The 25,936-nt window shown below is 55.1% G+C and carries 24 protein-coding genes; 7 read left to right on the forward strand and 17 right to left on the reverse strand.

Annotated features, from left to right (window positions below; translation table 11 throughout):
- The first annotated feature begins 23 nt into the window (after positions 1–23).
- The 3 genes from ACR3E2_RS18865 to ACR3E2_RS18875 all read left to right on the forward strand — a co-directional run bounded on the left by ACR3E2_RS18865 (position 24) and on the right by ACR3E2_RS18875 (position 2,550).
- Positions 24–548 carry a redoxin domain-containing protein gene (locus ACR3E2_RS18865; protein WP_480483497.1) on the forward strand — a complete coding sequence of 175 codons (525 nt, stop codon included), beginning with the start codon at positions 24–26 and terminating at the stop codon, positions 546–548.
- Positions 549–891: 343 nt separating this feature from the next.
- Positions 892–1,677, forward strand: coding sequence for a phosphodiesterase (locus tag ACR3E2_RS18870; RefSeq protein ID WP_480483499.1), 786 nt, complete (start codon positions 892–894; stop codon positions 1,675–1,677).
- Between the two features lie 3 nt (positions 1,678–1,680).
- Positions 1,681–2,550 carry an EamA family transporter gene (locus ACR3E2_RS18875; protein WP_480483501.1) on the forward strand — a complete coding sequence of 290 codons (870 nt, stop codon included), beginning with the start codon at positions 1,681–1,683 and terminating at the stop codon, positions 2,548–2,550.
- Between the two features lie 292 nt (positions 2,551–2,842).
- On the opposite strand, the gene ACR3E2_RS18880 is transcribed toward ACR3E2_RS18875, so the two are convergent.
- From ACR3E2_RS18880 to ACR3E2_RS18910, 7 genes are read right to left on the reverse strand one after another with little or no spacing between them, the layout of a single operon-like run.
- Positions 2,843–4,207: an aminotransferase gene (locus tag ACR3E2_RS18880; protein WP_480483503.1), complete on the reverse strand. Its 1,365-nt coding sequence runs from the start codon at positions 4,205–4,207 to the stop codon at positions 2,843–2,845.
- A complete protein-coding gene (locus ACR3E2_RS18885) occupies positions 4,200–5,774 on the reverse strand; it encodes a trimethylamine methyltransferase family protein (protein WP_480483505.1) in 1,575 nt (524 codons plus the stop codon). The genes ACR3E2_RS18880 and ACR3E2_RS18885 overlap by 8 nt, the downstream gene beginning before the upstream one ends.
- Positions 5,771–7,837 (reverse strand): FAD-dependent oxidoreductase, encoded by a 2,067-nt coding sequence (locus ACR3E2_RS18890; RefSeq protein WP_480483507.1) that lies wholly within the window; start codon positions 7,835–7,837, stop codon positions 5,771–5,773. The genes ACR3E2_RS18885 and ACR3E2_RS18890 overlap by 4 nt, the downstream gene beginning before the upstream one ends.
- Before the next feature lie 60 nt (positions 7,838–7,897).
- A complete protein-coding gene (locus ACR3E2_RS18895; RefSeq protein WP_480483509.1) occupies positions 7,898–8,959 on the reverse strand; it encodes an ABC transporter substrate-binding protein in 1,062 nt (353 codons plus the stop codon).
- A 17-nt stretch (positions 8,960–8,976) separates the two neighbouring features.
- Positions 8,977–10,074, reverse strand: a complete 1,098-nt coding sequence (locus ACR3E2_RS18900; protein WP_480483511.1) for an ABC transporter ATP-binding protein — start codon at positions 10,072–10,074, stop codon at positions 8,977–8,979.
- Entirely contained in the window at positions 10,071–10,859 is a 789-nt protein-coding gene (locus ACR3E2_RS18905) for an ABC transporter permease (protein WP_480483513.1), read from the reverse strand. The genes ACR3E2_RS18900 and ACR3E2_RS18905 overlap by 4 nt, the downstream gene beginning before the upstream one ends.
- Positions 10,856–11,713, reverse strand: a complete 858-nt coding sequence (locus ACR3E2_RS18910; protein WP_480483515.1) for an ABC transporter permease — start codon at positions 11,711–11,713, stop codon at positions 10,856–10,858. The genes ACR3E2_RS18905 and ACR3E2_RS18910 overlap by 4 nt, the downstream gene beginning before the upstream one ends.
- Positions 11,714–11,834: 121 nt before the next feature.
- Here ACR3E2_RS18910 and ACR3E2_RS18915 point away from each other — a divergent pair, with 121 nt between their 5' ends.
- The 4 genes from ACR3E2_RS18915 to ACR3E2_RS18930 all read left to right on the forward strand — a co-directional run bounded on the left by ACR3E2_RS18915 (position 11,835) and on the right by ACR3E2_RS18930 (position 14,577).
- The gene (locus ACR3E2_RS18915) at positions 11,835–12,482 is read left to right on the forward strand and encodes a TetR family transcriptional regulator C-terminal domain-containing protein (protein ID WP_480492849.1); all 648 of its coding nucleotides are present in this window, start codon (positions 11,835–11,837) and stop codon (positions 12,480–12,482) included.
- Positions 12,483–12,889: 407 nt separating this feature from the next.
- Positions 12,890–13,282, forward strand: a complete 393-nt coding sequence (locus ACR3E2_RS18920; RefSeq protein ID WP_480483519.1) for a COG4315 family predicted lipoprotein — start codon at positions 12,890–12,892, stop codon at positions 13,280–13,282.
- A 42-nt stretch (positions 13,283–13,324) separates the two neighbouring features.
- On the forward strand, positions 13,325–13,834 hold the full coding sequence (locus ACR3E2_RS18925; RefSeq protein ID WP_480483522.1) for an RNA polymerase sigma factor: 510 nt from the start codon (positions 13,325–13,327) through the stop codon (positions 13,832–13,834).
- Positions 13,831–14,577: an anti-sigma factor family protein gene (locus ACR3E2_RS18930; RefSeq protein ID WP_480483524.1), complete on the forward strand. Its 747-nt coding sequence runs from the start codon at positions 13,831–13,833 to the stop codon at positions 14,575–14,577. Before ACR3E2_RS18925 ends, ACR3E2_RS18930 begins: the two co-directional genes overlap by 4 nt.
- A 55-nt stretch (positions 14,578–14,632) precedes the next feature.
- Here ACR3E2_RS18930 and ACR3E2_RS18935 read toward each other — a convergent pair whose 3' ends face one another.
- Genes ACR3E2_RS18935 through ACR3E2_RS18980 form a run of 10 tightly spaced genes read right to left on the reverse strand, consistent with a single transcriptional unit; the run spans position 14,633 to position 25,906 of the window.
- On the reverse strand, positions 14,633–16,573 hold the full coding sequence (locus ACR3E2_RS18935; protein ID WP_480483526.1) for a vWA domain-containing protein: 1,941 nt from the start codon (positions 16,571–16,573) through the stop codon (positions 14,633–14,635).
- A 13-nt stretch (positions 16,574–16,586) separates the two neighbouring features.
- Positions 16,587–17,918 (reverse strand): serine/threonine-protein kinase, encoded by a 1,332-nt coding sequence (locus tag ACR3E2_RS18940; RefSeq protein WP_480483528.1) that lies wholly within the window; start codon positions 17,916–17,918, stop codon positions 16,587–16,589.
- 8 nt (positions 17,919–17,926) lie between these two features.
- Positions 17,927–18,187 (reverse strand): hypothetical protein, encoded by a 261-nt coding sequence (locus ACR3E2_RS18945; protein ID WP_480492850.1) that lies wholly within the window; start codon positions 18,185–18,187, stop codon positions 17,927–17,929.
- A gap of 17 nt (positions 18,188–18,204) precedes the next feature.
- Positions 18,205–19,839, reverse strand: a complete 1,635-nt coding sequence (locus ACR3E2_RS18950; RefSeq protein ID WP_480483530.1) for a formylglycine-generating enzyme family protein — start codon at positions 19,837–19,839, stop codon at positions 18,205–18,207.
- A complete protein-coding gene (locus ACR3E2_RS18955; RefSeq protein ID WP_480487982.1) occupies positions 19,832–21,022 on the reverse strand; it encodes an ABC transporter permease family protein in 1,191 nt (396 codons plus the stop codon). Before ACR3E2_RS18955 ends, ACR3E2_RS18950 begins: the two co-directional genes overlap by 8 nt.
- Positions 21,022–21,753, reverse strand: a complete 732-nt coding sequence (locus ACR3E2_RS18960) for an ATP-binding cassette domain-containing protein (protein WP_480483534.1) — start codon at positions 21,751–21,753, stop codon at positions 21,022–21,024. The genes ACR3E2_RS18955 and ACR3E2_RS18960 overlap by 1 nt, the downstream gene beginning before the upstream one ends.
- Entirely contained in the window at positions 21,734–22,933 is a 1,200-nt protein-coding gene (locus tag ACR3E2_RS18965; protein WP_480483536.1) for a trypsin-like peptidase domain-containing protein, read from the reverse strand. Before ACR3E2_RS18965 ends, ACR3E2_RS18960 begins: the two co-directional genes overlap by 20 nt.
- A gap of 59 nt (positions 22,934–22,992) precedes the next feature.
- The gene (locus ACR3E2_RS18970; RefSeq protein WP_480483538.1) at positions 22,993–24,087 is read right to left on the reverse strand and encodes a serine/threonine protein kinase; all 1,095 of its coding nucleotides are present in this window, start codon (positions 24,085–24,087) and stop codon (positions 22,993–22,995) included.
- Between the two features lie 8 nt (positions 24,088–24,095).
- Complete coding sequence (locus ACR3E2_RS18975; RefSeq protein WP_480483540.1) at positions 24,096–25,286, reverse strand: PP2C family protein-serine/threonine phosphatase; 1,191 nt, start codon at positions 25,284–25,286, stop codon at positions 24,096–24,098.
- A gap of 5 nt (positions 25,287–25,291) precedes the next feature.
- Complete coding sequence (locus tag ACR3E2_RS18980; protein ID WP_480483542.1) at positions 25,292–25,906, reverse strand: FHA domain-containing protein; 615 nt, start codon at positions 25,904–25,906, stop codon at positions 25,292–25,294.
- Between the last annotated feature and the right edge of the window lie 30 nt (positions 25,907–25,936).

The following is a 25,936-nucleotide window of genomic DNA, read 5'->3' on the forward strand; positions in this document are numbered from 1 at the left end:
ACCTCTGAACAGGAGAGATCAATATGCAAGCGCCTGAACTGCAGGTCAGTGAATGGTTCAACACTGACAAGAACTTAATGCTTTCGGATTTCCAGGGTAAGGTTGTCGTCATTGAGGCTTTCCAGATGCTATGCCCAGGCTGCGTCATCCATGGCATCCCTCTGGCACAAGCTGTGCGGGAGCATTTTTCCAACGAACACGTCGCCGTAATCGGGTTGCACACCGTTTTCGAACATCACGACGCAATGACGCCGGTATCACTGAAAGCCTTTCTTCACGAATACCGTATCAGGTTTCCTGTGGCGGTCGACAAACAGGGCACCGGGCCTTTGCCGGAAACCATGGCGGCATACGGAATGCGCGGCACGCCCAGCCTTGTTCTATTGGATCAGTCAGGCCGGATTGCGGCACATCACTTTGGCCAGGTCTCTAAGCTGCAGCTGGGTGCAGAGATTGGAAGCCTACTTGCCAGCGAGGCTGCCGCTGTGGACGCAAGTCGGCAACCCAGCCAGGCCAGGCGGTGTGATGACACTGGCTGCGCTGTGTGAAACGGCGGCATACAGAGGGCAAACCTAAGCGTATCTACCTCCTCGGCGTGCGCGACATTGGTTCTCCATTTTCTCTGCTAAGCAAAACTGCCCGGGTTCCACATGTTCGTTTAGGCACGGTACCGCGCCCGTTTCAGACTTGCGTACCCGCGACAGCGATACGGCCGGATTATCTGGACTACGGCTTCACATCATTTGGGGGAAGTTTCGCGAACTCTGTCGTATACGACTGCAAACCTTGTCGCGTATGAGCGAGTGAACCCAGTGAATTTCTTACTAAATCCGTGTGATCGGCAAACTTCGTCGATACCTTATTTCTTGCAATACTCGGGGAAAAGGGCTGATGAAATTCATTCACATCACTGACATACACCTCGTCCGCGACTCCGGCCCGCTAAACGGCGGCTTTCCATCCCAGCGGCTGGACGCCTGTTTGGACGATATCGTTCGGTGCCATTCCGATGCGGCGTTCTGTGTCATCTCTGGCGATTTGGCTGAATTTGCCGAGGATGAGGCCTATCGGGCGCTCAAGGCGAAACTGGCCGCATTTCCGCTCCGCTCTTTTCTGCTGATTGGAAATCACGACGACAGAACTGTTTTCCAATCGATCTTCCCGGATCATCCAAAGGATGCCAACGGGTTTGTCCAGCATCGGTTCGAAACGGATGAGGGGGTTTTCTTGTTTCTCGATTCAACCAAAGACGGGCGCGATGTGCATGAAGGGCAGCTTTGCCCTGCCCGGCTGGACTGGCTCAGGCAGCAACTGACCCAAGCCGAGGACAAGCCAACCTATGTGTTCCTGCACCACCCGCCCTTTGACCTTGGCATTCCCCTTGTGGACGAGATCAGGCTGGTCGAGGCGGACGCCTTTGCTGACGCCCTCAAACACGGGCGCAACATTCGGCATGTGTTTTACGGCCATGTGCACCGCATGACCTATGTGAACTGGCGCGGCATTCCATTTACCAGCCTGCCCAGTCTCAACCATCAGATTCCGTTGAATGCGGCCAGTGTCGATGGCGAGTTCTGCGACGAACCTCCGGCTTACGGTGTCGTACAGATCGCCGAGGATCAGCTGACGGTGCATTTCAACACTTTCCTGCAACGTAACCCATTGCATCAGACCTGAGGTATGGAAGCCTATTGGATCGCATTGGTTCTGGTTTCGGCGGCAACCCACCCATTGCGCGACCTTACGCTGAAAGGGGTTGCGCATCCGGTGTCGTGCTATGTCGGAGTGTCTCTGACCTGGGTGATCCTGGCGGCGGTTCATACGCTGGTTATGGGTCAGGAATTGAGCCTGCCACTTGAGACCTGGCCCTTTGTCGCAATCTCAGCCCTTGGGTTGACCTTCTACTACTACGGCACATTGTCGGCCCTGAGACGTGGGAACCTGTCGGTTTATTATCCGATTATCCGTTCGTCGCCGATTGCCATTGTCGCCTTCAGCTGGCTGGCCCTTGATCAGCATTACTCGTGGTTCACCCTGCTGGGGATCGCATTGGTCCTGCTAGGCAGCCTGATGATTCAGAAGTCGCCTGGCGGACTGCTGCATGATCACAAAGCATTCGCGCTGGCAAGTGTGGCGATGCTGGGATCTGCCGCTTATTCGCTAAGCGATGCCCAAGCGATGAAGCTGACCAATCCGGCACCTTTCCTGTTTTTCACCTATATTCTGGTGACACCGCTGCTTGCTGGCATCAGAGCCTGGGAAGATCGCCACTTGTCAGCCCCGTTTCTGGGGGTCGTGCGTGGCTGGGCGCAGGCACCGGTGCGGATCGCTTTTGCCGGGATTGCGTCCTATCTGTCTTACCTATTCATCCTGACCGCGTTCCAGCTTGGGGCCGAAGCCGCCACAGTCAGCGCGGTACGGCAAGCATCGATCCCGGTTTCAGTGACCCTCGCGGCGATCATATTGAAGGAATCCCGTTTTCTGCACCGTATCGGCTGGGCAAGCCTGATCGCATTGGGAATCCTTTTGATTACGCTGTCCCGAGGTTGAAACTGTAGTCACTGTCTTGACGCGCTACGAACTCGTCCTTCGTTTACTGGCCTTGTTTGGGATCTCTCTGGACGTAAATAGCCGGTCCTGTAATGGCCGTGCACGACAGAATCAAACGAATACACTGATGATCCGAAACACTCCATCTCTGGAACCAACGTGTAGATGCCATAGTCGCTCGGGCAGTGCAAATACGCCAACTCCTTGACGAAAGCGAATTTGGCAAAGCCTAAGTTCGAAATGCCGCTACGGTATCCGATCTCCAGATTTTCGCAGCGACAGCCTGCAACAGTCACCGGCCACTGATCCTGCCGAGCCACTCGGATGTCGCTTCTAGCCCTTGTCGCAGAATAGCAAACATATGCTCGATTTCGCTTTTTGTAATGATGAGGGGCGGTGAAAGAACACACATGTTGATCACGGGTCGTACAAGCAGACCGCGTTTCTGGCATTCCATATCGATACGACCGCCAATCTCATAGTCGCGCCCAAGCTCGCTCTGGGGATCGCCATCGACTGAGCACTGAACACACCCCATCAATCCCATCCCACGCGCATCGGCCACAATGTCAATCTGGCGCAACTGCTGTAATTGATCCTGAAAAACCGGGCCGACTTTTCGAACGTGTTCGAGTATCTTTTCCCGCTCGAAAATCTCGATGTTTTTCAACCCGGCAGCCGCGCTGACCGGATGGCCCGAATAGGTGTAGCCATTTGAAAAGGTGGCATCTTTTCCCGCAACATCCGCTATCAGCCGATCTGAGATAATCGCGGCCCCCATCGGCGCATACCCGGATGTCATCCCCTTGGCGCAGGTGATTATGTCGGGCTGAATGCCAAAGACAGCCTCGGAGGCGAACCAATGACCCAATCGGCCGAAAGCCGTGACAACCTCGTCTGATATATACAGGACATCATACTTCCTGCAGATGTTCAGGCAGCGTGCGTGATATCCGATTGGTGGCACGATGACACCGCCCGAGGCCAAAACTGGTTCAGCGATAAAAGCGGCAACATTTTCCGGGCCAAGTGCCACAATGGCGTTTTCGAGATCGGCAGCTTTCTCGTTCAGAAAGCTCTCATCGCTTTGACCGGGCGCGCGGTAAAGCGGGTTCACGTCCGGCAGGAAAAGCGCCAGGTCGTCGGCCTTGTCGAGCCAAAGCCTGTCACGTTCTTTTCCACTGACGCTGGCTGCCAGATAAGTGCTTCCGTGATAGGCTTTTTGCCTTGAAATGATTTTCTTTTTCTCTGGCCGACCCATAAGGTTGTTGCGGAAATGGACAAACCGGATAGCTGTATCAACCGCGGTGGAACCGCCGGTTGTAAAGAAGACATTATTCAGGTCGCCGGGCGCACGTTCGGCGATTTCGCGGGCGAACTGTGCCGCAGTCGAGTTGGTGTTGTTGAAGGGTGAGAAATAGGCAAGATTCCGGGCTTGCTCGGCCATTGCTTCGGCCATTTCCGTGCGCCCATACCCAATCTGGGTGCACCACATTCCCCCCGGTCCGTCGATCAGGCGAGCACCCTTTTCGTTTATCAGATGAATGCCGCTGGCACCTTCGATAAAGGTGCGGTCGTTTTCACCCAAAGCCTCCATCCCTTCCCACGGGTGCAGGAAGTGGTCGTTGTCCCATTGCTTGGCGTTGGAGTTATCCATGGCGGGCCATGCTTTCCGCGCTTAGTACAATAGGGAATTCTTCGCGCACCCGAGCGTCCAAAGCACCAAAATAATTAGGAAAATGGCTGTCGAGGATGGAATTCGCCTTGTTGCGGGCGCGGTCCAACAGATCCGTTTTCCCCTCATTCTCCCAAGTGTCCGTACGCTCGCGGTCCATCAGCTGTGGGTAGACAAATTCGCTGTTCATATAGCTCAGCGTGTGCGGATTGCCGAGGAAATGACCCGGATCTATGGCGCATTGGTGAATCACATCCACCGCCATGGTTTCATCAGTAACCTCTATCCCACGCAACGATCGCAGGATCATGCCGCCCGCTTCGTCATCGATGACCATGCTTTCAAAGCTGCATCCCATCAGGCTACCGATCATGCCACCAAACTCGCACAGGCGATTGGCACCAGCATGCGCCGCAAGGGTAAAGGTCAGCGCCTTTTCCAACCCGTATTGCGCATCAGGTATTTTTGCATCGGTCATACCTGCACCCACCGAGGTAGGAAGTCCGTAAAAGTTGCCCATCTGAATTGCTGCGGCACCGATCAGCGCCTGTTCGCCGCTGCCGCCAGTAAAAGACCCGCTGCGCAAGTCCGTAATGAAGGGCCAGGCCGCAAAGCAGATGGGGCAACCCGGCGTGATCAGGTTGACGATGGCAACGCAGGCAAGTGTTTCGGCCACGGTCTGAACCAGCGTTCCCGCAAGCGTCGCAGGTGCCGTGGCCCCGGCTTGAGGTGGCACGGCCAGATCGACAGTCAGGCCAAGTTTGGCGGTATCAATCAGGATCTCCATATTTTCCTTGCCGATCCGTAAGGGGGAAACAATGGGGCAGCCGCCGAATATGACGCTTGGCTTTTTCAGGAAAGCCCCCTCGCCCCCTTGAGCCAGATCAAACATGCGAATGGCATGTGGAATGTGGCTGCGGTCGCGGAACGTCAGGCAGGCGGGTTTTTGGCTGCCCGCAAGCATGGCATAAATGGTGTTCATGTCATGGGTGAAGTCATCGGTCACATCCGTCGCCAGAACCGTGTCGCCCAGCATGTGGATGTTTTCCAAACGGTCGACCAGGCGGGTGAAATCATAAACATCACGCAGAACCGACGGACGATAGGTTTTGGATTTGGAATCGAATGTTGTCACGGCGGTGCCGGAATTGGCAAAATAGACGCTTTCTGCCGTGCAATGCATGTCGTCCTTACCTTCGCGCTCCCCTCGGGCATAGACGTAAAACTCCTTGGCGGCACCTGCCAGAATGTCCTCCATCAGGGAGCGTGGGAAGCACAGCCGGTTGAGGTCACTCAGCACTGCACCTTTGGGAAGCACCAGCTCAAGCAACTCCGGGAAATGGTCGGTAATTCCGGTTTGTTCCAGGACGGTCAAGGCTGCATGATGGATGTTCTCCATATCGGTCTGAGTCAGCGGTCTATAGCGTCCGCCGCTCAGACCCCCGCGTACGGCTTCGTTACCCGTGGTCGTCTGTTGTACCTTCAGACGCGCTGCGCGCCCCCCGCCCCCGCGACGACGTGAACGGGGTGCTTCATTGGTGCTGTTCATGTTGCATCCTCTGCCAAATCAATAATCTCACGGCGAAACCAGTCTTTGTCTGCATCGGCCTTTGGGCGTTCGAAATCGCGGGCGGCGCGATGACCTGCAAAAACTGCGTCTGCGATCAGCCCCGGCGACGCGGCATCACCAATGAGGTCAAGGGTTTTCAAACCGGCTCCCTTCAGGCTGTCGAAAAGGGCGGTTTCACGCTGGCGCTCGGTCACCAGAACCGTTGAGGCGCACGGGATTTCAGTTTCGCGGTCGGTAAAGGCACAGCCTATCCGCACCGCGTCGCTCTGAACCGCCGTAAGCACCTGATTGCAGCGGATATCGACCGCCAGTTCGATCATGCGGGCCTGGATGCGGGACTGTTCCAATGTGTGAACGGCGTAGGCCGAAACCAAACTCTCAGGCGTGGCAAAAATGACCTGATATCCGGCAGTCGCCAATTTCTCGGCAATCACCCCAGCCAGATAGATGTGATCATCATCATAGATCATCACCGGGCCGTCCGGGGGCAGAACGCCTTTCATGATGTCATCAGGCGTCAACACCTTGGCATCCGGCGTGACCCTAGGCAGGCGGCGCTGCGTATTGCGACCCACTCCATCGGCACGCCAATGGCTGCCGGTTGCAACAAAGACATGCTCGATGCCAAGCTCGGCGACTTGTCCGGCTTCGAGCTTGCTGTCCGTGAATAACTGAACATTGGCCCGCTGTTTCAGATCGTTCAGGCGATAGTCAACCACGCGCGACCAGGCGGCGAGGCCGGGAAGTCTGCTTTCCATACCTACCCGTCCACCAAATTCGGCCGAGGCCTCGGCCAGAGTCACCTGATACCCGCGCCGTGCCAATTGCATCGTGCATTCCAACCCCGCAGGTCCGCCGCCGATGACCAGCACTTCGGCCTCGCTTTTTTTCGGCGCGATGATCTCGGGGTGCCAGCCACGGCGCCATTCCTCGCCCATCGTTGGGTTTTGCGTGCAACGGATCGGAATACCCAGATTGTCCGACGACACGCAGATATTGCAGCCGATGCATTCGCGGATTTCGTCGATCCTGCCTTCCTCGATCTTTTTTGGAATGAAAGGGTCCGCAATGGATGGCCGCGCGGCACCGATGAGGTCGACAATTCCCTTTTTGACCATCGACAGCATCATGTCCGGGGACGTCAGTCGGCCCACGCCAACAACAGGTTTTCGGGTGATCTGTTTGACGTGGGACAGAAACGCGTTCTGATAGCCATCTTCGGGCTGGAAACGGGTCGTTGCGCTGTCATTGGACCAATCCGCGACATTCACGTCCCACAGGTCGGGAAGATCGGCCAATAGCTCAACAACCCCGCGGCCTTCTTCTGCTGCCTGCATACCGTCGGCGCCCATCATCTCGTCAATGGCAAAGCGGAACGCAACGGCACAGCTGTCGCCTATGGCATCGTGGGTGTCTTCCAGCAACTCACGGGTCAGCCGCACACGGTTTTCAAGCGACCCCCCATATTCATCGCTGCGCTGGTTCATATGGGCTAGCATGAAATGTTGCGCCAATGTCATGTTGTGCCCGGCATAGACATAAACGATGTCAAAGCCGGCCTCTTTCGCGCGCAGGGCCGCGTCGCGGTGCCAGCGGCGGAGTTCCCGGATATCGGCCTTGTCCATGGCCTGCGCGTGCTTTGGTTGCGTCGTATCCACAGACATCTCGGACGGTGCAAGAACCGGAGCGCGGGTCAGCAGGTTTTGCGCGTGGTTGCCGTTATGAACCAGCTGTATGGCCGCCAACGCGCCATGTGAATGCACTGCATCTGTCATCAGCCGCAGCGCAGGCACATCGCGTGCGTCCCACAATCGCCCTTCGGGGAACGGGGACAAGTCCGAGGTCGGGTGAATCTCGGTCTCCTGATTGGACACCACGGCCCAGCCACCTTCTGCTTTCATTCCCCGAACGGCAGCGTCCGCCCGCGGCCTGAGATGCCCCATCCCGGTGCAATGCGGCACCTGATAAAAGCGGTTTCTGGCTGTGACGGGCCCGATCTGGACCGGTTCGAAAAGCAGAGCATATGGGTTCGCGTTCGACATAATCACGCGTTTTCCTGTAGTTGAGTTCCGGAGCCTAAAGGCTCCGGATAGTGGGTTATGTTAGAAGCCGGCTTTGATCCGCTCGAATTCGGCCAGCATCTTCGCCTCAAGCTCGGGGTTCACAGCATCAAAGAACAAACTGCCTTCGAAGAAGCTTTTGGGATCGGAAAAACCATAGGCTTCTATACTGCCCTGATCGGCGATTTCGAACGCTTTTGCGTTGGAATGCGGGTAGCCCCAGTTGTCGATGATGTACTGACCACTGGCAGGGTCCGTAAGCGCGTTCAAAAGGTCATAGACCTGATCGACCGGTGTCGTGGACGATTTCAGATGCACATAGCCACACGCCCAGGTCGCGATGCCCTTGTCCACGTTGCGCATCATGGCCGCGGGCACTTCGTTCCAGATCAGGTTCAGTTCGGACTGGTTCCAGGCCCACCCCATTTCGATCTCGCCACTGGTCATGGCCTGGTCAAACTGACCCGCATCGGACCAATAAAAACGCATATTCGGGTGGATCGAGCGCAGGAAATCCGATGCTTCCTTGAATTGCTCATCGCTCAGGTTGGTGTAGTCATCCGCGTTTCCGGTGGCCAGCGCGGCCAAGGCATAAGCAGACGATGCAGCATCCGGGATGGCGATTTTGCCTGCATAGGCCGGGTCCGCCATCAATTGCAGTGAGATGTCATCCCCTGATATCTTGTCGGTGCGATAGATAAGACCTGTGTTCCCCCATTCGAACGGCAGCATGTAAAGCTGGCCGTCCAGAACGATGGCGTCGACCTCTTTGATCTCGGGCAGCACATCCGCCCAATTGGTCAGCTTGCTTTCATCCAAAGGCTGAATCAGATCAGCTGCGACCCATTTTCTGACCGCGTCAGAACAAGGATGTGCCAGATCAGCGGTAAAACCGGAACTCAGCTTGGTAAAGGCTTCTTCCTGGCTTCCGAAATAGGAATAGCTTGGCGCTTCATCCCCGTATTTTTCCATGTAGCTGGCAAAGAATCCGGGATCTTCATATCCCGACCAGTCAAAAACGGTCAGATCGGCGCCACCTGCACTGGCACTGCCTGTCGTTATTGCCGTCGCACACGCGAAGGCCGCAATTCCCTGAAGTTTCATTCTATCCTCCCTCTGTTTTATTCCGAGATCGTACCAAGATCGATCACGCTAGCCGCCTGAAGCCCCAGCCAAACGACATCGCCGCGTTTAAAGTCGACCGTGTGGAAATAGTTCGGAACCGAGACCGAGATTGGTTTCTCGGCCCCAGCCACCTGAATGTGGTAGTGAATATTCTCACCGTAGAAGGCGACGTTGCTGACAGTGCCCTGAACCGTTGATGGGTAGTCTTCAGGACGGTCCTCAGCAATCTCCAACTGTTCCGGTCGAATACCGATGTTCATGTTTCTGGCGCTGGTCGCCACATTGGGGTTTCTCTCGATTTCCATCCGCCCGAAGGCAGCCGCATCGATTGACAACATGTCACCGCTTTCGCTCAGTAACCGGGCCGGCAATATGTTCATCTCACCGATGAAGCTGGCCACTTGTTGATCACAGGGACGGGCATAAAGCGTCGTTGGCGTGTCAACTTGTTTGAGTTGTCCGTTGAACATCACGCCGATACGGTCGGACATGGTCATAGCCTCGTACTGGTCATGCGTGACCATCACAAAGGTAATGCCAAGCGACTGTTGCAGATTGCGCATTTCAAACTGCATCTGTTCACGCAGCTTCTTGTCAAGCGCTGACAAGGGTTCATCCAAAAGCAACACCTTTGGCCGCATGATCAGCGCGCGGGCAAGCGCCACCCTTTGACGCTGCCCGCCCGACAACTCGCTTGCGCCGCGATCCTGAAGACCACCCAGTTCGACCATTTCCAAAGCTTCGGCGACGCGCTGGTCGATCTCGGCCTTGGGCGCTTTGCCCCGCAACCCGTAGGCTACGTTGTTCCCGACATTGAGGTGTGGGAAGATTGCGTAGCTTTGGAAGACCATGTTCGTCGGTCGGTTGTTGGCCGGCACTCCTTCCATATCCTGACCGTCAATCAGCACCTTCCCCCTGGTGGGTTCCTGAAAGCCCGCGATCATGCGTAAAACCGTGGTCTTGCCACACCCTGAAGGACCGAGGAGCGAAAAGAACTCACCCTCTCTGAGGTCAAGGTTTATTCCGCTCGCGGCCACAAATGTTCCGTAGCGCTTTTCGACGTCCCTGAGCTCTATGATGTTTCTGTGTGTCATCGGACCTCTGATGCGGATGAACGGCGGCGGAAGTATTCGGCCAGAACCAGAAGCAGAACCGAAGTCAGCAGCAGGATCGACCCCAGCGCCAACACATTTGGAAGCTTGGCGGGGAAACGGATCTGGCTCCAGATGTAAACCGGCAGGGTTGGCTGGTTGCCGGACAGGAAAAAGGCAAGGACGAACTCATCGAAACTGACGGTGAATGTGACCAAAACACTGGCTACGATACCGGGGGCGACGACCGGCAGCGTCACGCGGCGGAAGGTTTCGAACACACCGACGCCCAGATCGTAAGATGCTTCCTCCAGTGATGCGTCGAAGTCATCAAAGGCTGATTTCAAGATCGAGACAGAGAACGGCAGCGCGAGAAACGTGTGGCCCAGAATGACGGTCAGCAATGACGGCTTGAGACCAAGAAACAGAAACAGGACCAGCATTGAAGAGGCGACGATAATACCTGGGATCACCAAAGGCAGCATCACCAGACCTTCTGCCGCGCGTTGACCCCGAAAACGGTACCGAACGAAGGCACGGGCGGCGAACAATCCCATGGCGGTCGACAGAAGGGCAACAACAGTGCCGACAGCAAGCGAATTCCAAAGCGCCTGGATCAACGTGTCCTGCTCGCCCAGCTTCCGATACCAGTCCAGTGTCCAGCCCTTAATCGGGAACGCAACGATTGTGCCGCTGTTGAAAGAGAACAAAGGCAGGAACAAAACCGGCAGGTACAGAAACAGCAGATACACGAACGCATAGGCTGTCAGGGTCGTAGGACGTCTCATCTGATCCGCCTCCCCAGCCGTGTGGCGGACATGACAAACACGATGGCCGCAAAGCCCACCGACAGCATTGCGATTAACGATAGCGTAGCCCCAAGTGGCCAGTTGTTGGCGGCCCCGAACTGCACCTGAATAAGATTGGCGATCATCTTCCCATCTGAACCACCAACCAGAGCCGGGGTCACATAATCACCGACTGTAGGGATGAAGATGATCAGGCAAGCAGCAATGATACCTGGGATCGTCAGCGGCAGCGTCACCCGCATAAAACGTTGAAAGGGGCTGTTCCCAAGATCTGTTGCAGCCTCAAGAAGGCTCGGATCGATCTTTTGCAGTGAGACATAGATCGGCAGGATCGCAAATGGTGCCCAGGCATGAGCGAGCGTCAGCACGACTGCGAATTCGTTGTAGAGCAGGAAGTCGAGAGGTTCGCTGATCAAACCCAGCGCAAGAAGCGCAGAGTTCATCACTCCATTGAACCCCAGAATGAGCTTCCAGGCAAATACGCGCAGCAAATAGCTGGACCAAAACGGTATGGTGATCAGTAATAACCAGATGGTCTTTTTCTGGGCCTTCATCGCGATAAAATACGCGATGGGATAGGCCAGCGCGACGGTGACTATGGTCACCGCTCCGGCAATCCAGATCGACCGAAGCATCAGGTGTCGGACCAGCGGATCCGCAAACGCATCGCTGTAATTCTTCAGCGTCGGTGTCTTGTCGAGCGTCACATAGGTTTGGGTCCAGAATGAATAGGCAATCAGGATCACCAATGGCGCCGCGACCAGAAAGCCCACGTAAGCCGTGGCTGGCGCGCTAAGGGTATATCCCCGGGACGCTTCGCTGCGAAAGATCACCCAACCTCCCTTCCCGCAATTCACGAGTCACTAATGGACGATCGTCCATTAAATGTTGCGCCAGAATGGCCTTTCGTGTCAATATTCCTGTGAGCTACCTCTATGAGACATTCACAAACGGTTGGTACCATTGAATAAAGCGCAAAGCGTCAAGGAACAAAAACGCGGTTCAAAGCGGGATCCGGAAGCCAATAAACAGCTACTGATCGACGCGACTCTGGACACGATTGCCGATATTGGGGTGACCGATACCTCGGTCAGCCGAATCTGCGAGCGCTCCGGTCTGTCACGCGGAATGATCCATTTGCATTTCGGGGGTAAGGACAATTTACTGACCGCAGCCGCCCAGCATTTCAGCACCGAGTATTATGCCGAGATGGACAGAAGGACAGATCTGGGCCCGAGCGCAAGACCCGAAGACCGTGTTATGGCAGTGATTGAGGCCGACCTGTCAGAAGCACTGCTCAATCCCCGCAGTACTAAAATCTGGCATGCGTTTCGGGGTATCGCAAGCTCTCATCCAGGTATCGCCCGTTACAGCAGCACTCAGGATGACAAACTTGTCGAAACCTTGCGGTCCGCGTTCACAGAGATAGCCTCGGAAAACAGAGGCGACCCGAACCTGGTAGATGACGCAACCAGCGGAACGCTGGCCTTGCTGGAGGGGATGTGGGTGAACTACCTAACCGATATGCAGGGATTTTCACGCCGCCGCTCTGTCAACCTTGTTCGAAGGTTTTTATGCGGACTTTTCCCCGGAAAATTCTAGGTCTAAGCCTAGGCGGCGTCCCAATTCAAATTGGATAGCTCGGAGACAGAAGTTTCTGAGAGATAATTGTTCCGGGCGCATGCAATCAGCTCGCCTGTGCTTTCGTTTTGCAAGATTTGCGATAGCCGTGCCAACACTTAATTGTCCTTACTTCAGATACTGACAGGTGACGAAGCACCCTGCCCCTCGGGCCCTAACGCGCTTGTCCCACTTGTCGAACAGATACAGGTTTTTCGTACCCAAACTGGATATGCGTGACCTTTCCCATAGGCGTGGACTCTGGCTTTACCATCAAAACAATGCCCACACGCCGCCGAAAAAATGTTTCACTTTGGGGAATTTTTTCCAGGTGCCTTCGTAGTTGTATAGTCTGCCATTCGGCAGACCTGAAACAGTCGGAGAATACAATGTCCCTAAAGTCCCTTACTTTTTCTGGTGTCGCGCTGGTTGCGACTGCAACCGGTTCATTTGCGGATGGTCACACCGGTGCGCCAGCCGTAACTGGCAAGCTCAACGGAGAAACCTTCCTTATGGATGCGCACAAGATGACTCTCTATACCTTTGACAAGGACGAAACAGGCGTTTCGAATTGCTATGATGACTGTGCCACCAAATGGCCGCCGCTGATGGGTGATGCCAACATGGAACTGAAAAAAGGCTACAGCCTGATCGAACGCATGGATGGCAGCGTTCAGATCGCCTACAAAGGAAAGCCGCTTTATCTATGGTTCAAAGACGAAAACCCTGGGGACATGACAGGGGACGGTGTAAAAGGTGTTTGGCATATCGCACGCCCCTGAACCTTGGTGCCGGGGGAAGGTTTCCTCTCCCGGCTTACGTACATGCTTCAGTCATTTGAAAACCAGCTTGAAAACTGCCTCCCCGATCTTTGGCGTTATGCCTGGTCGCTGACCCGTGATCCGGATGCGGCGGATGATCTGGTGCAGGATTGTGTTGAACGCGCCCTTCGCAAACGATTGCTATGGCTTCCGGGACGGCCGTTGAAACCATGGCTCACTAAAATATTGTTGAACCTCTACCGGGACAGGTGGCGTCGAGAGACCAAATTCAACACTGTCGATCTCGACAACATTTCGACGCTGGCAGCTACGACAAGCACGGCCGAAGAACGGTTGGAACTCAAGGCTGTCTGGAAGGCGCTGGATTCTGTTCCCCAAGATCAGCGAGAAGCCCTTCTTTCTGTTGTGATTGGTGGGTTAAGCTATGACGAAGCGGCCACAACTTTGTCCATTCCAAAGGGTACGCTGATGTCGCGGATCTCGCGCGCGCGTACTAAAATCAAATCTGAAATGGACGCTTCGACCGCCGTGAAGATCAGGAGCGTGAAATGACGTACACCCCATCCATCGAAGACCTGGTTCAGCGTAGCATAGACGGTGAGTTGTCACCGGAAGAGAGCGAACGCCTTGACCGTCACCTTGCCCGTCACCCGGACGATGCAGCGCGCGTTCGTGCAATGCAGCGTCAATCTGATCTGATAAACAAGGCGGTCCCTGTACCTTCTGCGGCACATCTTCGAAGTCTGCGGAAACAGGCCACGCCACCCTCGCCAGTCTCTTTGAGGCTGGTTGCTTCGGTCGCGGTTTTTACAGTCGGATTCGGCTTGGGATCTTATTTGCAACCTTGGAACAGTGGAACAACCGACGATCTGGCATTGTTTTCGCAACACGCAAAGGCGGCGCATTCTTTATTCGCCGTTGAGGTTCTTCACCCTGTAGAAGTCGCCGCTGCGGAAAAAGACCACTTGCAAACCTGGCTCTCCAATCGTCTGGGCTCTGCCATTATCGCGCCGCAACTTGGGGAAACCGGGTTTTCCCTGATTGGAGGACGCCTTTTGCCCGCAGGAGACCAAGCCTCAGCTTTATTTATGTACGAGAATGCAGAGGGTGATCGGTTAAGTTTGATGGCCACGCATGGCGACACAACTCAAACTCAATCATTTCGGTTTCGACAAGAGGACGGGTATCTTGTCGTCTTCTGGCAGGACGGACCCTGGCAGTATACGTTGGTCGGGGACCAGAAACGTGACCCGATGGAACACATCGCCCGCTTGGCGCATGGTCAAATGATCTAGAAACCGCTTTCGACGGCTTGGCTCGCGCAGAAGATTTGCGACAACACCTTTGGGGTTATGGCAGATCATCCAGCAACATCGGGTACAGCAAGTTTCCTGCCTGCGGCCCGGCCCCAAGGTAATCAACCCATTGATCGGTCGACTCGTTGTACCGCCGGTACCGTTCGATCTTGTCATATAGCCCGTTGACGATGGTTTGCTGCTCTGAAATCGGAAGGCGCACCCAATCATCTTCAGTAATAGTCATGATCTGAGACTTATAGGGCAGGTCAGACAGGTATTCGTCCAACGCCACAGCTTCGGCAAGGCTGGGGTCTGATTGGCGTGATACCTGATCAGGTCTGCGGCTCATGTCTGCGGCAACTCCAAGAACCTGTGCAAAGAACTGATCAGGGTTCACGACGTTCCGCTCGGCCTGGTCGACAATGATCCGCAACGCTTCTTCCAGGTTACTCAGATCCGCCTTCGAGATGAGCAATCTGATAGACAAAGGTTTCAATCCTGGTCGATCAAAATCCCGATCCGCCACATAAGCTTCAAACAAGTCGGGCGCTCGCGCGCCTTCTGTTTTTCCAAGGTAGGCCAGTTGCATAGTCCGGCTTGCTGTACTCAGGCCGGAAAACCTGTTGTCACCTTTGTCAGCAATGGCGTCTTCGTCCAAAATCTCGTCGCCGCCGCTGCGACGATAAGAAGACGTATGCTTTGCCACAATCCCACCCAACGTGCGTGCGGTTTCCTTGTAGACGTCTGGGTCACCGTTCTCGATCGGGAAATACAAGGGAGCAGAATTCGGAAAGGCGGTCAGTTGCTTATAAGCCGCTTCAGCCGAAGGGTGGTCTTTGGCACCTCGCGCGGTACGCAGATGCATGACGGCCATCGCACCACCTATGCGCTCACGGACAATCCTGTTCAGACTTTCGGCGCTCAACCCTGTGGCAGAATACTGATCATCGAATTCGCGTGGACCTGCATCTGTAACCAGTACGATAAACCGTCCCCCAAAGTCGCTCCAGTCCATGCCTTCCAATGCGTATTCAATACCGCGATAGCTGTCTTCGCGAAAATTCTTACTGCTGGATTCCGCTTCTTGCATCTGATCGATGCCACTCAGGAAGTTGTCAACGTTAAGGCCCTGCTGAAGATCCACGAATGTCCGAACGTCATACCCAAGGCCCGGAGCTGCCTCGAGGCTGTCGCGATAGCCAACAAGCCCGAAACTGATCGCGTCTGCTGCCGCTGATCCTGCGGCCTCTCGATAAACCTCTTGCAGTGCTGCACGGGTAGCGCGGATATACGGCTCCATCGATATCGTAGTGTCCACGACAAAGACCACTGCTGTTTTTAAGTCGCCCGAATTCTGACTACCCGATGGCGCCGGGCGGTTCGGGGCGTTGGCACTGGCAACGGCCACTTGCAGCAGATTTACGAACGGTCCGATGTCGAACACAGCCTCTTCCGTTGCCAGGATTGGCATTACATAAAGGTTTTGACGCTGATCAATCGTTTCGCGCGGGCCTAAGGCGATCACGCTTTCTGACGGTTCGCCGCCCTGCTCAGCTGCCAGCGCTTCATCTCTGGCGTTTTTTGCAAGACCGGCGGGGTTTTCGCTTTCGATGATGTCATAGATCGGGTCGATATCATTAAAAAACAAAACGCGTCCGACATTGTCACTGCCTTCCAACGTTGCAACAATGTTCTGATTCCAGGGAATAGCCGCCCCTTCCGGAATCCACATAAGATCGTCGCCTTGATCGCTCGCTCCGATTTGCATCCAGTCGCCGTCACGAGCATAGACAAAAAACACCTGTAATGGAGAAAGAGACGCCGCGGAACTTTCGCTGTCTGGCTCGGGCCTCGCGTCGATCCGCTCACGGATCAGAACCCTTTGATACAGGCTTTCTTTGCCTTCGATTGGAAGCGGAGATCTTGATTGCGCCGTAGCCGGACCGACCATAGAGGCCAACAAGGCAACTAGGGAAATAACTCGTATCAACATCTTCTTCACCTCCTCACTCAGCCAATCGATCCAAAGCCTGACGCGCCGGGTCCGACCCAAGATCAGCTGCGCGCTGATAATAACGCCGTGCTGCCGACGGGTCAGGGCGCGGGAAAGGCGATGTAACGGTGCTGTGCGTTTTAGGATCATACATCTCAGCAATCAGGATATTGGCTGATGCCCGATCCTGTTGGGACAACTCCTGATCGTTGCTGATCGCAATCAGCGCGCCCAAAGCGGCATCCAGATTCTGTGCCCCGCCCACAGCCAAGAGGTCTCGTGCGGCTGTCAGTGGGTTATCGGCAGCAACGGCCTCCTGCGCAATCCCGACAGACTCATTGACCTTGGCTGACGAACCACCAGCTCCTGACAGAAAATACCATGCACCTCCAGCAATTGCGATCAGAGCGACGATACCCGCCGCAATCAAAGGTAGTTTGCTGCCCCCACCCTGGTCGGGCGCGGCAGTCGGCTGACGGGGTACAGCCGCCGAAGTCGGTGCTGCCTTGGCACCGCTCATTGCTGTGCGAAACAAGCCAGGCAGGTCACTGGGACGGTCTTTGGGGTTGGCTTTCAGCAGGTGTTCCAAAACAGATTTCAGACCGGGCGCAACCTTTGGATCGGTTATCTTGATGTCCACCTTTCGGTCTTCAACCGCGGCAAAACCTTTACCTTCACCTGGCAACTCGAGCCCGGTCGTACGCATCAACACAAGACCCAATGCGTAGGCATCGGTCGCGGCTGAAACACTATTGCCAAACAAACCCAACTGTTCTGGAGCACAATAGCGCAGCTTGCCTGCAAAACTGTCGCCGATTATCGATTTGTCGGTTCCGATGCTGTCAGATGCCAAACCGAAATCTATGAACTTCGCTTGATTAATGTCTTCATGCGAGATCATCACATTGTCGGGTGCAACATCTCGATGAACGATGCCCAGTTTATGGATTGCCTCCAGCCCCTGCGCCAGTCGCAACCCCAATTTTAGAACGTCATCGGACGAAAGTCGCGCGCCCTTTTTCAGATAATGCGACAGAGGATGACCCGGTACAAATTCCATGACCAGAAACAAGCGCCCGTCCTTATCCAGCATGGAGGTTTCGAACCGGACCACCGCCTCGCTACGGACAGTTCGCAGCAAATTCGCTTCGCGCCGGAACAGGTCAACCGCTTTTTGGTTCTTGGCAAAGCTAGGTGTCATTACTTTGATTGCCACTTCGTGACCGCTGGCCCGGTTCAAACCCCGGAATGTGGCACCCATACCACCTTCACCCAACAGAGACTTGATCTCGTAGGTATCCTGAAGGACGCTGCCGGGTCGAAGCCCAAGTACAGAATGTTCCATAGCTTATGTTACCTCCGGCTCTTCAAACTGATCGCGCTGTGTTTGGAAAAGGTGCGGATATCCATGATTTGAAAACAGATGCCAGCAAAAACAAGCGAAGCGGTAATCCCGAACACCACAGTCAGAAAGGCTGCAATGATGGTCGTTGTATCCGGCCCCAGCGGAGATAGCCGCAACATCGTAATTGCTGTGAAACAGAAAAAGACAATGGATAGACAAGTCGTTATCCAGACCAGTACTTCAAGCGATTTGTTCAATACATCCCGCATAGTTCAACCTTTCCAATTCATTCTTCGACAAACGACAAAGCAACTGCCTGAAAGTCGTTCGCAATCTGATCCAAATCCGAATAGCCAGCTACGCTTCGCGCACCGATATGATCCTGAACCATAGCAAGGCAAGTCGCGCGCTCGCGACCCCGCTCTGCTTCTGTCGGATAGATGAAATCGATCTGCTTGCGCAGCAAAACAGGTGAATACTGATCGACCAACCCTTCGATCAGGTTGGCATATTCGACAATATCAGCCTTGGCCTTGGCCTCAAGTTCGGCCAGCTTGGCCGCAGCGTCCTCTTTGGCAGCAAGCACTTCGTCAAGGAAAGACTGGTCCCCGCTTGCCCGCGCTTCCGCCTCCAGCGCATCCAGCTCAGGTGCAATTGTCAGTGATGAAATCAGCGCATTTAGATAACGTCGAATGCCCTGCCCGCAGACAAGTACACCCGAGGTCAGGATAAGGCGGATCGACTGGTCGCGTTGCGCGTTACGTTCCACACGCCCCCTGTTCAAGGTATCCTTGATCACCGCCAATTGAGTTTTGGTCCGATCCGACAACGTCTCGGCCGATATCTCATCCAGAAGGTCCATCGCCTCTTGTTCGCTGGCCGCTACAGCAAGACCTTCGTCCGGGCGTGCCAATTGGTCCAGTCCATCTTTCAGAGCCTGGTCCTGATCAGCCGAAGTAATGGCCAAGCCCTGCAACACAAGACGTGTGCCGGTAAACCGGTCCGCTGAAGAGGTATTGGACAAAATGTCAAACGGCGGCACTTCGAACCGGGTCGAAGAAGTGATGTCCGCCAAGGGTGTGCGTGCATCACCCCCCCGTTTCACAAATCCTCCGGCCTGTCCGTGCAATCGGCCGTGACGGACCAAAGCAAATGGATCGCCAACGATTTCGGCCGCATTGCCCAGCATGTCATGCAGACCCAAAGGGTTGGGGCGCAACGAACCTATAACCTGTAATTTACCGCCCGCCGACGCTGTTCCACCATGTGCTATGAATTCGTCCTGCGGCGTCCCTTCCGGAATCGGGGGCAAGGGCGCCCGGAACAGAGCTTGATCAACGGCCAACCCACCGCGGGCAGAGTATTCCCACTCTTCTTCAGTCGGCAATCGCAGATACCCACGTGTTTCACCGACACGCGGTAACGTATCCGGGGCGTTCTGCATCAACCATAGCGTATAGGCCTCAGCAAAGCGCTGATAGTCGAGCTTTGATTGTGCGACGGCAGGAACAAACTCGCGTCGGCGGGGTTCCTTTTCGGAACATTGACCAGCCATGACCACATCCCATTGTGCCTGTGCCAACTCGTATTTGGCCATGTAGAAGTAGCCCTTGGCCGCACCATCTTCATCCGCGAACGCACCAGATACAAACGCCCGGCGAAGACCGTTCAGATAGGGCTGCTCGCTTCCTTCCTGACCAAGTACAACCGAAACATCGCCAATCACGCCGTCAGTATTAGGAGTTGCGATCTTTCGAAACGTCATCGCTCCGCCGCACGGCATTGGCAGAGTCAAATCTCCCTCGGCGGGTTGCGGATTAAAATATTTCTCGCGCCAAGTGATGTCCTGCGCCTGTGCGGTTGAAGTCAAGCTGAAAAGGCCGATCAGAGTGGCAATCATACTCAGAGGAAGTCTAGGCATGGGTCAAAACCTCCTGTGGTTCAACATTGCGAACGGCAAATACCGCCCAGGCCGCTGCCGTGACAGCTGTCACAGCGCCCAGACCCAGAGTGGCCAGAATGTCACCGGGGTAAAGGCGCGCAATGGCCTCTCCGGGCGCCGTTTCGAAGCTGGCATTGATGGCAAGCAGAAAAGGCAGGATGATAACCAAGGTCGCAATCACACCACCCAGTACAAGCGTCAGGCTTTGCACAACGGGAATGACGCACCGCTGACGATCGGGCATCGTCAACATGGAAAACAAACTGAAGATGACGCGTTGACGCTCGACCATACCACGAAGGTTGGCTGACATTGCAGCCCAAAACCCGAACATCGCCAATGCCGCTACGGCCGTGAAAAGGATGTTTAAATTCCGGCGAAATGACAGCAACAGCGCTGCGTTTTCAGCCCTTGGACGAGATTGCAAACCGATATCCGCCAAATAAGCGGAAAGGGTTGCGATATCTTCGAGAGACCTGGCATACAGGCGATAGCTGGCAAAGCTGTCAGGTTCCGGAACCGGGTCCGTCCAGTTACCAGGTGTCGCGGACAGGTCATCCCGGAACCGCTCAACTGCCAGCAAGTCGGGAACCGACAGGAAGATTGCGGGCCGCGGCCAGATCTCAGGCGATAGCACACCGATAACCGTCAGGTCGCGCCGCGCGTTCTCGCGCTGCCCGTCGACCTCGCGCCCGATAATCATGTCCAGTGTATCACCTGCGGAAACCGAAAGATCACTTGCCAGCGTGTCTGATATCCAGATCCGGCCGGGACCGACGGCCTCGCCCTTGACCAAGGGGTCACCCGCAGATGACGGGATCAATGGCACCGCCCGCTCCAGTTTCCGCTGCGCCTCATTCCGAACAGCGTTTGCGGATGTGTTGATTGAGCGTGTTGCAGGAACAACAAAACCTACATCTTGCCGCGCACTCAAACCTGCAAAGAAGGCAGCATCATGCTGCCCCGCACCGATGGCCAGGATTTCTCGGTTCGACGGATCTTCGATCAGACGCCCGACCATTGTGCCGATGACCCCATTCTTGAGCGCAAGTATGATCAGCAGAGGTCCAAGAACACCAGCCAAGGCAGCGACAAAACATAAAGCCGATTGCCAGTCGTGCTTTAACTCCCTGAGGGCCAGTTTGGTTGGTATTTTCAACATCATGCCACCTTGGCCGCTACACGACCCGCTGTGGAAAAGATGGAATAGGACTGCCCCTGATGATCCAGAAGCCGATGATCAGCCCGAGGCGTTTGCGCAAACTCACCGGTCTGCGCCTGATGGCTGGCCAACACGACAGCAGACCCGGCCTCTGCCGCAAGATGCACGATCAAGCCCTCGACCTCGGCGACATTCGCGGGATCCAATGCCGACACCGGCTCATCCAGCAGCAACAGGGCCGGTCGACCCAACAAAGCCCGCGCAACGGATACTCGCTGTCGTTGACCAACAGATAACTGACCCGGCTTTCGCGCCCCATAGTCACCCAGGCCCATCGACCGGATTAGATGGTCCTGCCATTCTGCATCGGGTTCCTGACCCGCAACGCGCACGGGCAGTTCGATGTTTTCGAGCAATGTCAGATATGGAACCAGTGTGTTTGTTTGAAGTACAAATCCCAGCTTGTCCGGCCCCGCAAAATCCGCACGAGGCGTATCCGACGTCACCGTAACGCCAGCTATCTCGTGGTGCGTATCCGGCAATGCAGTCAACGGAAGCGCCCCCGCGATCAACCCCAGAGCGGTACTTTTACCCGCCCCGCTGACAGCATCCAGAACAATGGTCTCACCTGCCCTCAGGTCCAGTTCTTCGATCACAACAAAGAAACTCGGCGCTCGTTCTATACCAAGGTTCCGGATTGACAGGACGGTATCAGGGTCGTTTGAGGACAAGCGCTATCCCTCCCAGTTCAACCCTCGACGTGGTGTTGATCTGCACCGGCTCGTTTGGCTTGAGGCGCCGCCCGTCAACCTTGGTCCCATTCGAAGACCCAAGATCTGTCAGCATCATCTTGCGCCCCTGCAGAGAGAGGCTTGCATGACGGCGGCTCAAATTGCGATCAGTGACTGTCAATGTGTTCTCGCTGGCACGCCCGATGGTGACACCGGATTGCAACTGCCGAGCACTGAACTGCGCAGAATGACCCGCCATGCCCACGGCAAGAATAGACCGCCCAGAGGATTTGGAAGACGCAGCCGACCGCTCGGGTTTAAAATCAGCCTTACCGCGACTTTGCGAGACGACATAGTACATCCCACCGATCACCACAGCGCCTCCACCGCACAATACAGCAAGGATGATCAGAAGGTTGCTGTCTGACGTACCACCGGAAACGACAGTTGGATTGTCAGGATCACAACCTGCCTTGTGACGCGTGAACGGGACATTGCTGTCTTGCAGGAAACCGGCGATGGAATTGGCGGATGGTGCAAAGAACGTGCCGTTAGCAGGAGTTTCACCATCCGAATTCAACATGACACCGGCGGTGTTGATCCCCAAAACCGAACCGCAGAAATCGATCATCGGCCCGCCGGAGTTTCCGGGGTTGATTGCTGCAGTGTGCTGAACAATTTCTTGCGTACCACGATTCCGCTGCGTTTTTCCGGGTGAAACTTTGCTGACGGCCCCTTGTGTCAATGTGGTCTCAAAAAAGGCCAGCTCGTTTCCGCTGTCATTGGATACGTCTGAAGTGCCAGGAAAACCGACTGCGGCAACCTGCTCGCCTTTGTTGATTGTCCCAACACGCACCGCCAGAACGTTGGGTTTGTGATCAAAGGATTCCTGCGGTGTGATCTTCAGGATAGCCATGTCCTTTTCAAAGGAATCGTATGCGACCTGAACGCCGTATTTGTAGATCCGGTCGCCTTTCTTGAAGCCAACAAACGCGCTGACACCACCTTCGATCACGTGGTGATTGGTCAGGAAATAATACCCGCCTCCACCCGGCAAAGGCGCAAGCACAAAGCCAGACCCGGTTCCCCATCCACCATCGTATTGGACAACCACACGCCCAACCGCACCATCAGCCACCGTAACGACTTCGGATTGGATCTGCGCGCATGCAGCTGACACTCCGAAAGCAGCTGACCAAACAACTGAGAAAAACATTGCACGAAGGGCGATCACAACATTCACATCAAAGTTCCATACGCAATTACGGCCACAGCAACGACCAGAATAAACAACAACACCACTAGCGATGCCTTATGCCCAGCACGACCACCGCGCTTATGTCGAGGCGTGCGACCGTCCTGCGGTCGCTTTGGTTTCGGGTCAGGTGGTTCATGTTTCTCGACAGGGTGACGCAAATCGATACCTGAAATCCGGGCATAGTCTCGCGCAGTCTGAATTCGGTCTCGGGGCAACAGCTGACACCCCATGTCGATCGCATTGAGCAGAACGTCATCATATTGGGCCTGCACACGGTTGCGGATCAGATTCTGACGCACGGGCACATAAGGATCACGACCAGTGGCCCGCTTGTCTTTCCAGCGTTCTTCCGCATTTGGCGGCAGGCTTTGCGACACCATTTCGTAAAGAATAACGGACAATGCGAACAGATCGCTCCACGGTCCTTCGTGAACTCCGCCCGCCAACCCGGTTTTTTCGGGCGGAAACTGCTCGATCGCGGCGTATTTCCGTGTGAACATAGAAGCCAACCCGCTGGACTTGCCCATCAGTCGCGCTGCTCCGAAGTCAATCAGGATCGGCTGCCCATCTTTTCGGATCATGACATTCGCAGGCTTCATGTCGCGATGCACAATGCCAACTTTGTGAACCGCATCCAATGCACCAAGCATTGATTGGAGAAACTTTTTTACGAGGTCCTGAGGTACGGAGCCACGTGCCTCGATCATACGAGTCAGCATCCGGTCCAACGGATCGCCGTGGATGTATTCCATCACGCAATAGGCTGTACCATGCTTGCGAAAAGCCGCCCGAACACGCATCAAGCCCTGCTGCTGCGGCAGGTCGCGCAACATGTTAGCTTCCTGCAAAAACGCTTCGAGCCCCATGTGAAAAAGCTGGCGCCCTTCGTTTGTGGGAACGACTGCGTTCTTCGGTCCGCGACTGGCGTAATCCGCCGGGAAGTACTCCTTGATTGCAAATCGTTCACCTGATTCCCGGTTGCGCGATTGATAGGTGATGCCAAAGCCCCCTTGCCCAAGCACGTCCCCTAGGACATAGCCGGCAAAGGTTTCTCCCCTTGGCAAATGAGCGGACACGGGCGGCGCTACTCCTGAACTACTGAATCAGTGGACGGTTGCTCATCCTGATTGGTCACATCTTCACTAGGCTGATCACCCGACGCTTCAGGCGCATCTGACGGAGGGGCTTCTTCACCAGGCGCTTCCGGATCAGCCACCGGTTCCTGAGCATCCGATTCTTCGGGTGCGGGGCTCTCAACACCTTCAACAGGCGTTTCCGGCGAAACCGGCTCGGCGACCGAGCTGTCTCCGATACTGCGTTCTTCCTGCTCTACTGGAGCGGACTCGGGCTTTGGTGCCAGATCAGTTTCCGCTGACTTCTTGTCACCGAAACTCAGCGCACCAATAGTGGCCCCAACGGCTAAAGCCCCAAGTCCGATCGCAATGTATTTCAGTGTTTTCTTTCGATTGTCAGCGGGTGTGAACGCCCACTGGCTGCCCCGCAACATGCTGCTCATGCCTTCCTGAACATGTGCATAAACCACAACAGTCGTATTATCCTGTTTCGGTTTGCCTTTCGCCTCGACGGCATTCAGCAGATCCGAGGCCACACCACGCATGTCGCGACTTTTACCGCTTTGCAACACACCGGTGATCTCGGCTTGCGACAACGTATCAAGCCCGTCAGAACATACCAGTACGACATCACCGGGTTTCAGGTTGATCGCGTTGATATCCGTCAGTGAAATCCGATCTCCCATCAAGGCAGAGCGCAGTGCGTTGCGACGCGGATGGTTGTCAGCCTCGTCCTGAGTGATTTGACCAGACGCAACCATCTGCAAAAGCTCGCCGTAAAGCGAGTGATCAGCGTTGAGCTTTTTCAGCCGTCCGTCGCGTAGTAGAAACAAGCTGCTGTCTCCGACGGACAACCAGACCAAACGGTCACCCAGTTTCAGGGCGGCAACAAGTGTACACCCCATGCCCTTTAGATCCGGTTGGCTGCCAATCTTGTGACGCAGAGCTTCATTGGCCGCGATCAATGACTCCTGCAACCGGTCTCGAGGACGAGGGGCGTTCGAGCCTTCGATGAAATGGGATTTGAAGGTTGACAACGCCATGTTCGCGGCCACTTCACCACCAGCGTGCCCCCCCATCCCGTCGGCGACCAGCATGAGGATATCTGATTTGGGGTCACGTTCATTCTGGAATACGATGTCAAACGCATCTTCCTGGTTCTCGCGCTGGCCCAGGCTTTGCTTGCCGCTGATAATTGTCATCTGAATTAGTCTTCAGAGGATTGGGCCAGTTCCGACCAGTCAAAATCCTCGTTACAGAAAGCAACAAAACGCACATGAGTCTGCTTGGACAATTCAATCAAAGCATAGTTCTCAAGCGGCATTGTCGTGGCGACGATCTGCCCGTTGATCCGACTGATATTGCGGCCTGTTCCGGGGGCTGCAAAGAATACCCGATTGGCGTCGTCAAAAATGATACGCAGATGATCCTTACCAGAAATCAACTTGTCACCAAAATCCAGTGACACACGCTCTCCTCCCTCGCGTCCCAGCGTGTTCATACCTGAACCCAGGTTTACAGACTGTCCCAGTCCGGGGCCCTTCACCACGACCAACCACCCTGTAATGGGATCAATCATTGGATCAAATTCGGCTTTTCCGGAAAAGCTCTTGGACATACCTCCGTGGTAGATCTGCGTCTTGTCAGATTCTACATATTCGGTCGGGGCTTCGCTGTAGGATGATCCGCCGATTGCATGTGTCGGTTCATTGTTCGAAGGGGCAAGGCTTTCGGTAAAACCGTCATCTCCTTCTATGTCCAGATCGTTCAACTCTTCGTCATCCTTATCGAACAACCAGCTAGTCTTGTTATCGTTACCCATTTTCATCACCTTTCCTGTTCAGATGATCTG

Source organism: Ruegeria sp. AL7 (genome assembly GCF_056536105.1).

Bases quoted from the DNA above. Each gene is read 5' to 3' on its own strand.
- ACR3E2_RS18930 (WP_480483524.1), top strand. From the start codon at position 13,831: ATGACGTACACCCCATCCATCGAAGACCTGGTTCAGCGTAGCATAGAC.
- ACR3E2_RS18885 (WP_480483505.1), bottom strand. From the start codon at position 5,774: ATGAACAGCACCAATGAAGCACCCCGTTCACGTCGTCGCGGGGGCGGG.
- ACR3E2_RS18875 (WP_480483501.1), top strand. From the start codon at position 1,681: ATGGAAGCCTATTGGATCGCATTGGTTCTGGTTTCGGCGGCAACCCAC.
- ACR3E2_RS18920 (WP_480483519.1), top strand. From the start codon at position 12,890: ATGTCCCTAAAGTCCCTTACTTTTTCTGGTGTCGCGCTGGTTGCGACT.
- ACR3E2_RS18900 (WP_480483511.1), bottom strand. From the start codon at position 10,074: ATGACACACAGAAACATCATAGAGCTCAGGGACGTCGAAAAGCGCTAC.
- ACR3E2_RS18895 (WP_480483509.1), bottom strand. From the start codon at position 8,959: ATGAAACTTCAGGGAATTGCGGCCTTCGCGTGTGCGACGGCAATAACG.
- ACR3E2_RS18865 (WP_480483497.1), top strand. From the start codon at position 24: ATGCAAGCGCCTGAACTGCAGGTCAGTGAATGGTTCAACACTGACAAG.
- ACR3E2_RS18870 (WP_480483499.1), top strand. From the start codon at position 892: ATGAAATTCATTCACATCACTGACATACACCTCGTCCGCGACTCCGGC.
- ACR3E2_RS18935 (WP_480483526.1), bottom strand. From the start codon at position 16,573: ATGTTGATACGAGTTATTTCCCTAGTTGCCTTGTTGGCCTCTATGGTC.
- ACR3E2_RS18950 (WP_480483530.1), bottom strand. From the start codon at position 19,839: ATGCCTAGACTTCCTCTGAGTATGATTGCCACTCTGATCGGCCTTTTC.
- ACR3E2_RS18955 (WP_480487982.1), bottom strand. From the start codon at position 21,022: ATGTTGAAAATACCAACCAAACTGGCCCTCAGGGAGTTAAAGCACGAC.
- ACR3E2_RS18980 (WP_480483542.1), bottom strand. From the start codon at position 25,906: ATGGGTAACGATAACAAGACTAGCTGGTTGTTCGATAAGGATGACGAA.
- ACR3E2_RS18880 (WP_480483503.1), bottom strand. From the start codon at position 4,207: ATGGATAACTCCAACGCCAAGCAATGGGACAACGACCACTTCCTGCAC.
- ACR3E2_RS18975 (WP_480483540.1), bottom strand. From the start codon at position 25,286: ATGACAATTATCAGCGGCAAGCAAAGCCTGGGCCAGCGCGAGAACCAG.
- ACR3E2_RS18925 (WP_480483522.1), top strand. From the start codon at position 13,325: ATGCTTCAGTCATTTGAAAACCAGCTTGAAAACTGCCTCCCCGATCTT.
- ACR3E2_RS18905 (WP_480483513.1), bottom strand. From the start codon at position 10,859: ATGAGACGTCCTACGACCCTGACAGCCTATGCGTTCGTGTATCTGCTG.
- ACR3E2_RS18945 (WP_480492850.1), bottom strand. From the start codon at position 18,187: ATGCGGGATGTATTGAACAAATCGCTTGAAGTACTGGTCTGGATAACG.
- ACR3E2_RS18890 (WP_480483507.1), bottom strand. From the start codon at position 7,837: ATGTCGAACGCGAACCCATATGCTCTGCTTTTCGAACCGGTCCAGATC.
- ACR3E2_RS18940 (WP_480483528.1), bottom strand. From the start codon at position 17,918: ATGGAACATTCTGTACTTGGGCTTCGACCCGGCAGCGTCCTTCAGGAT.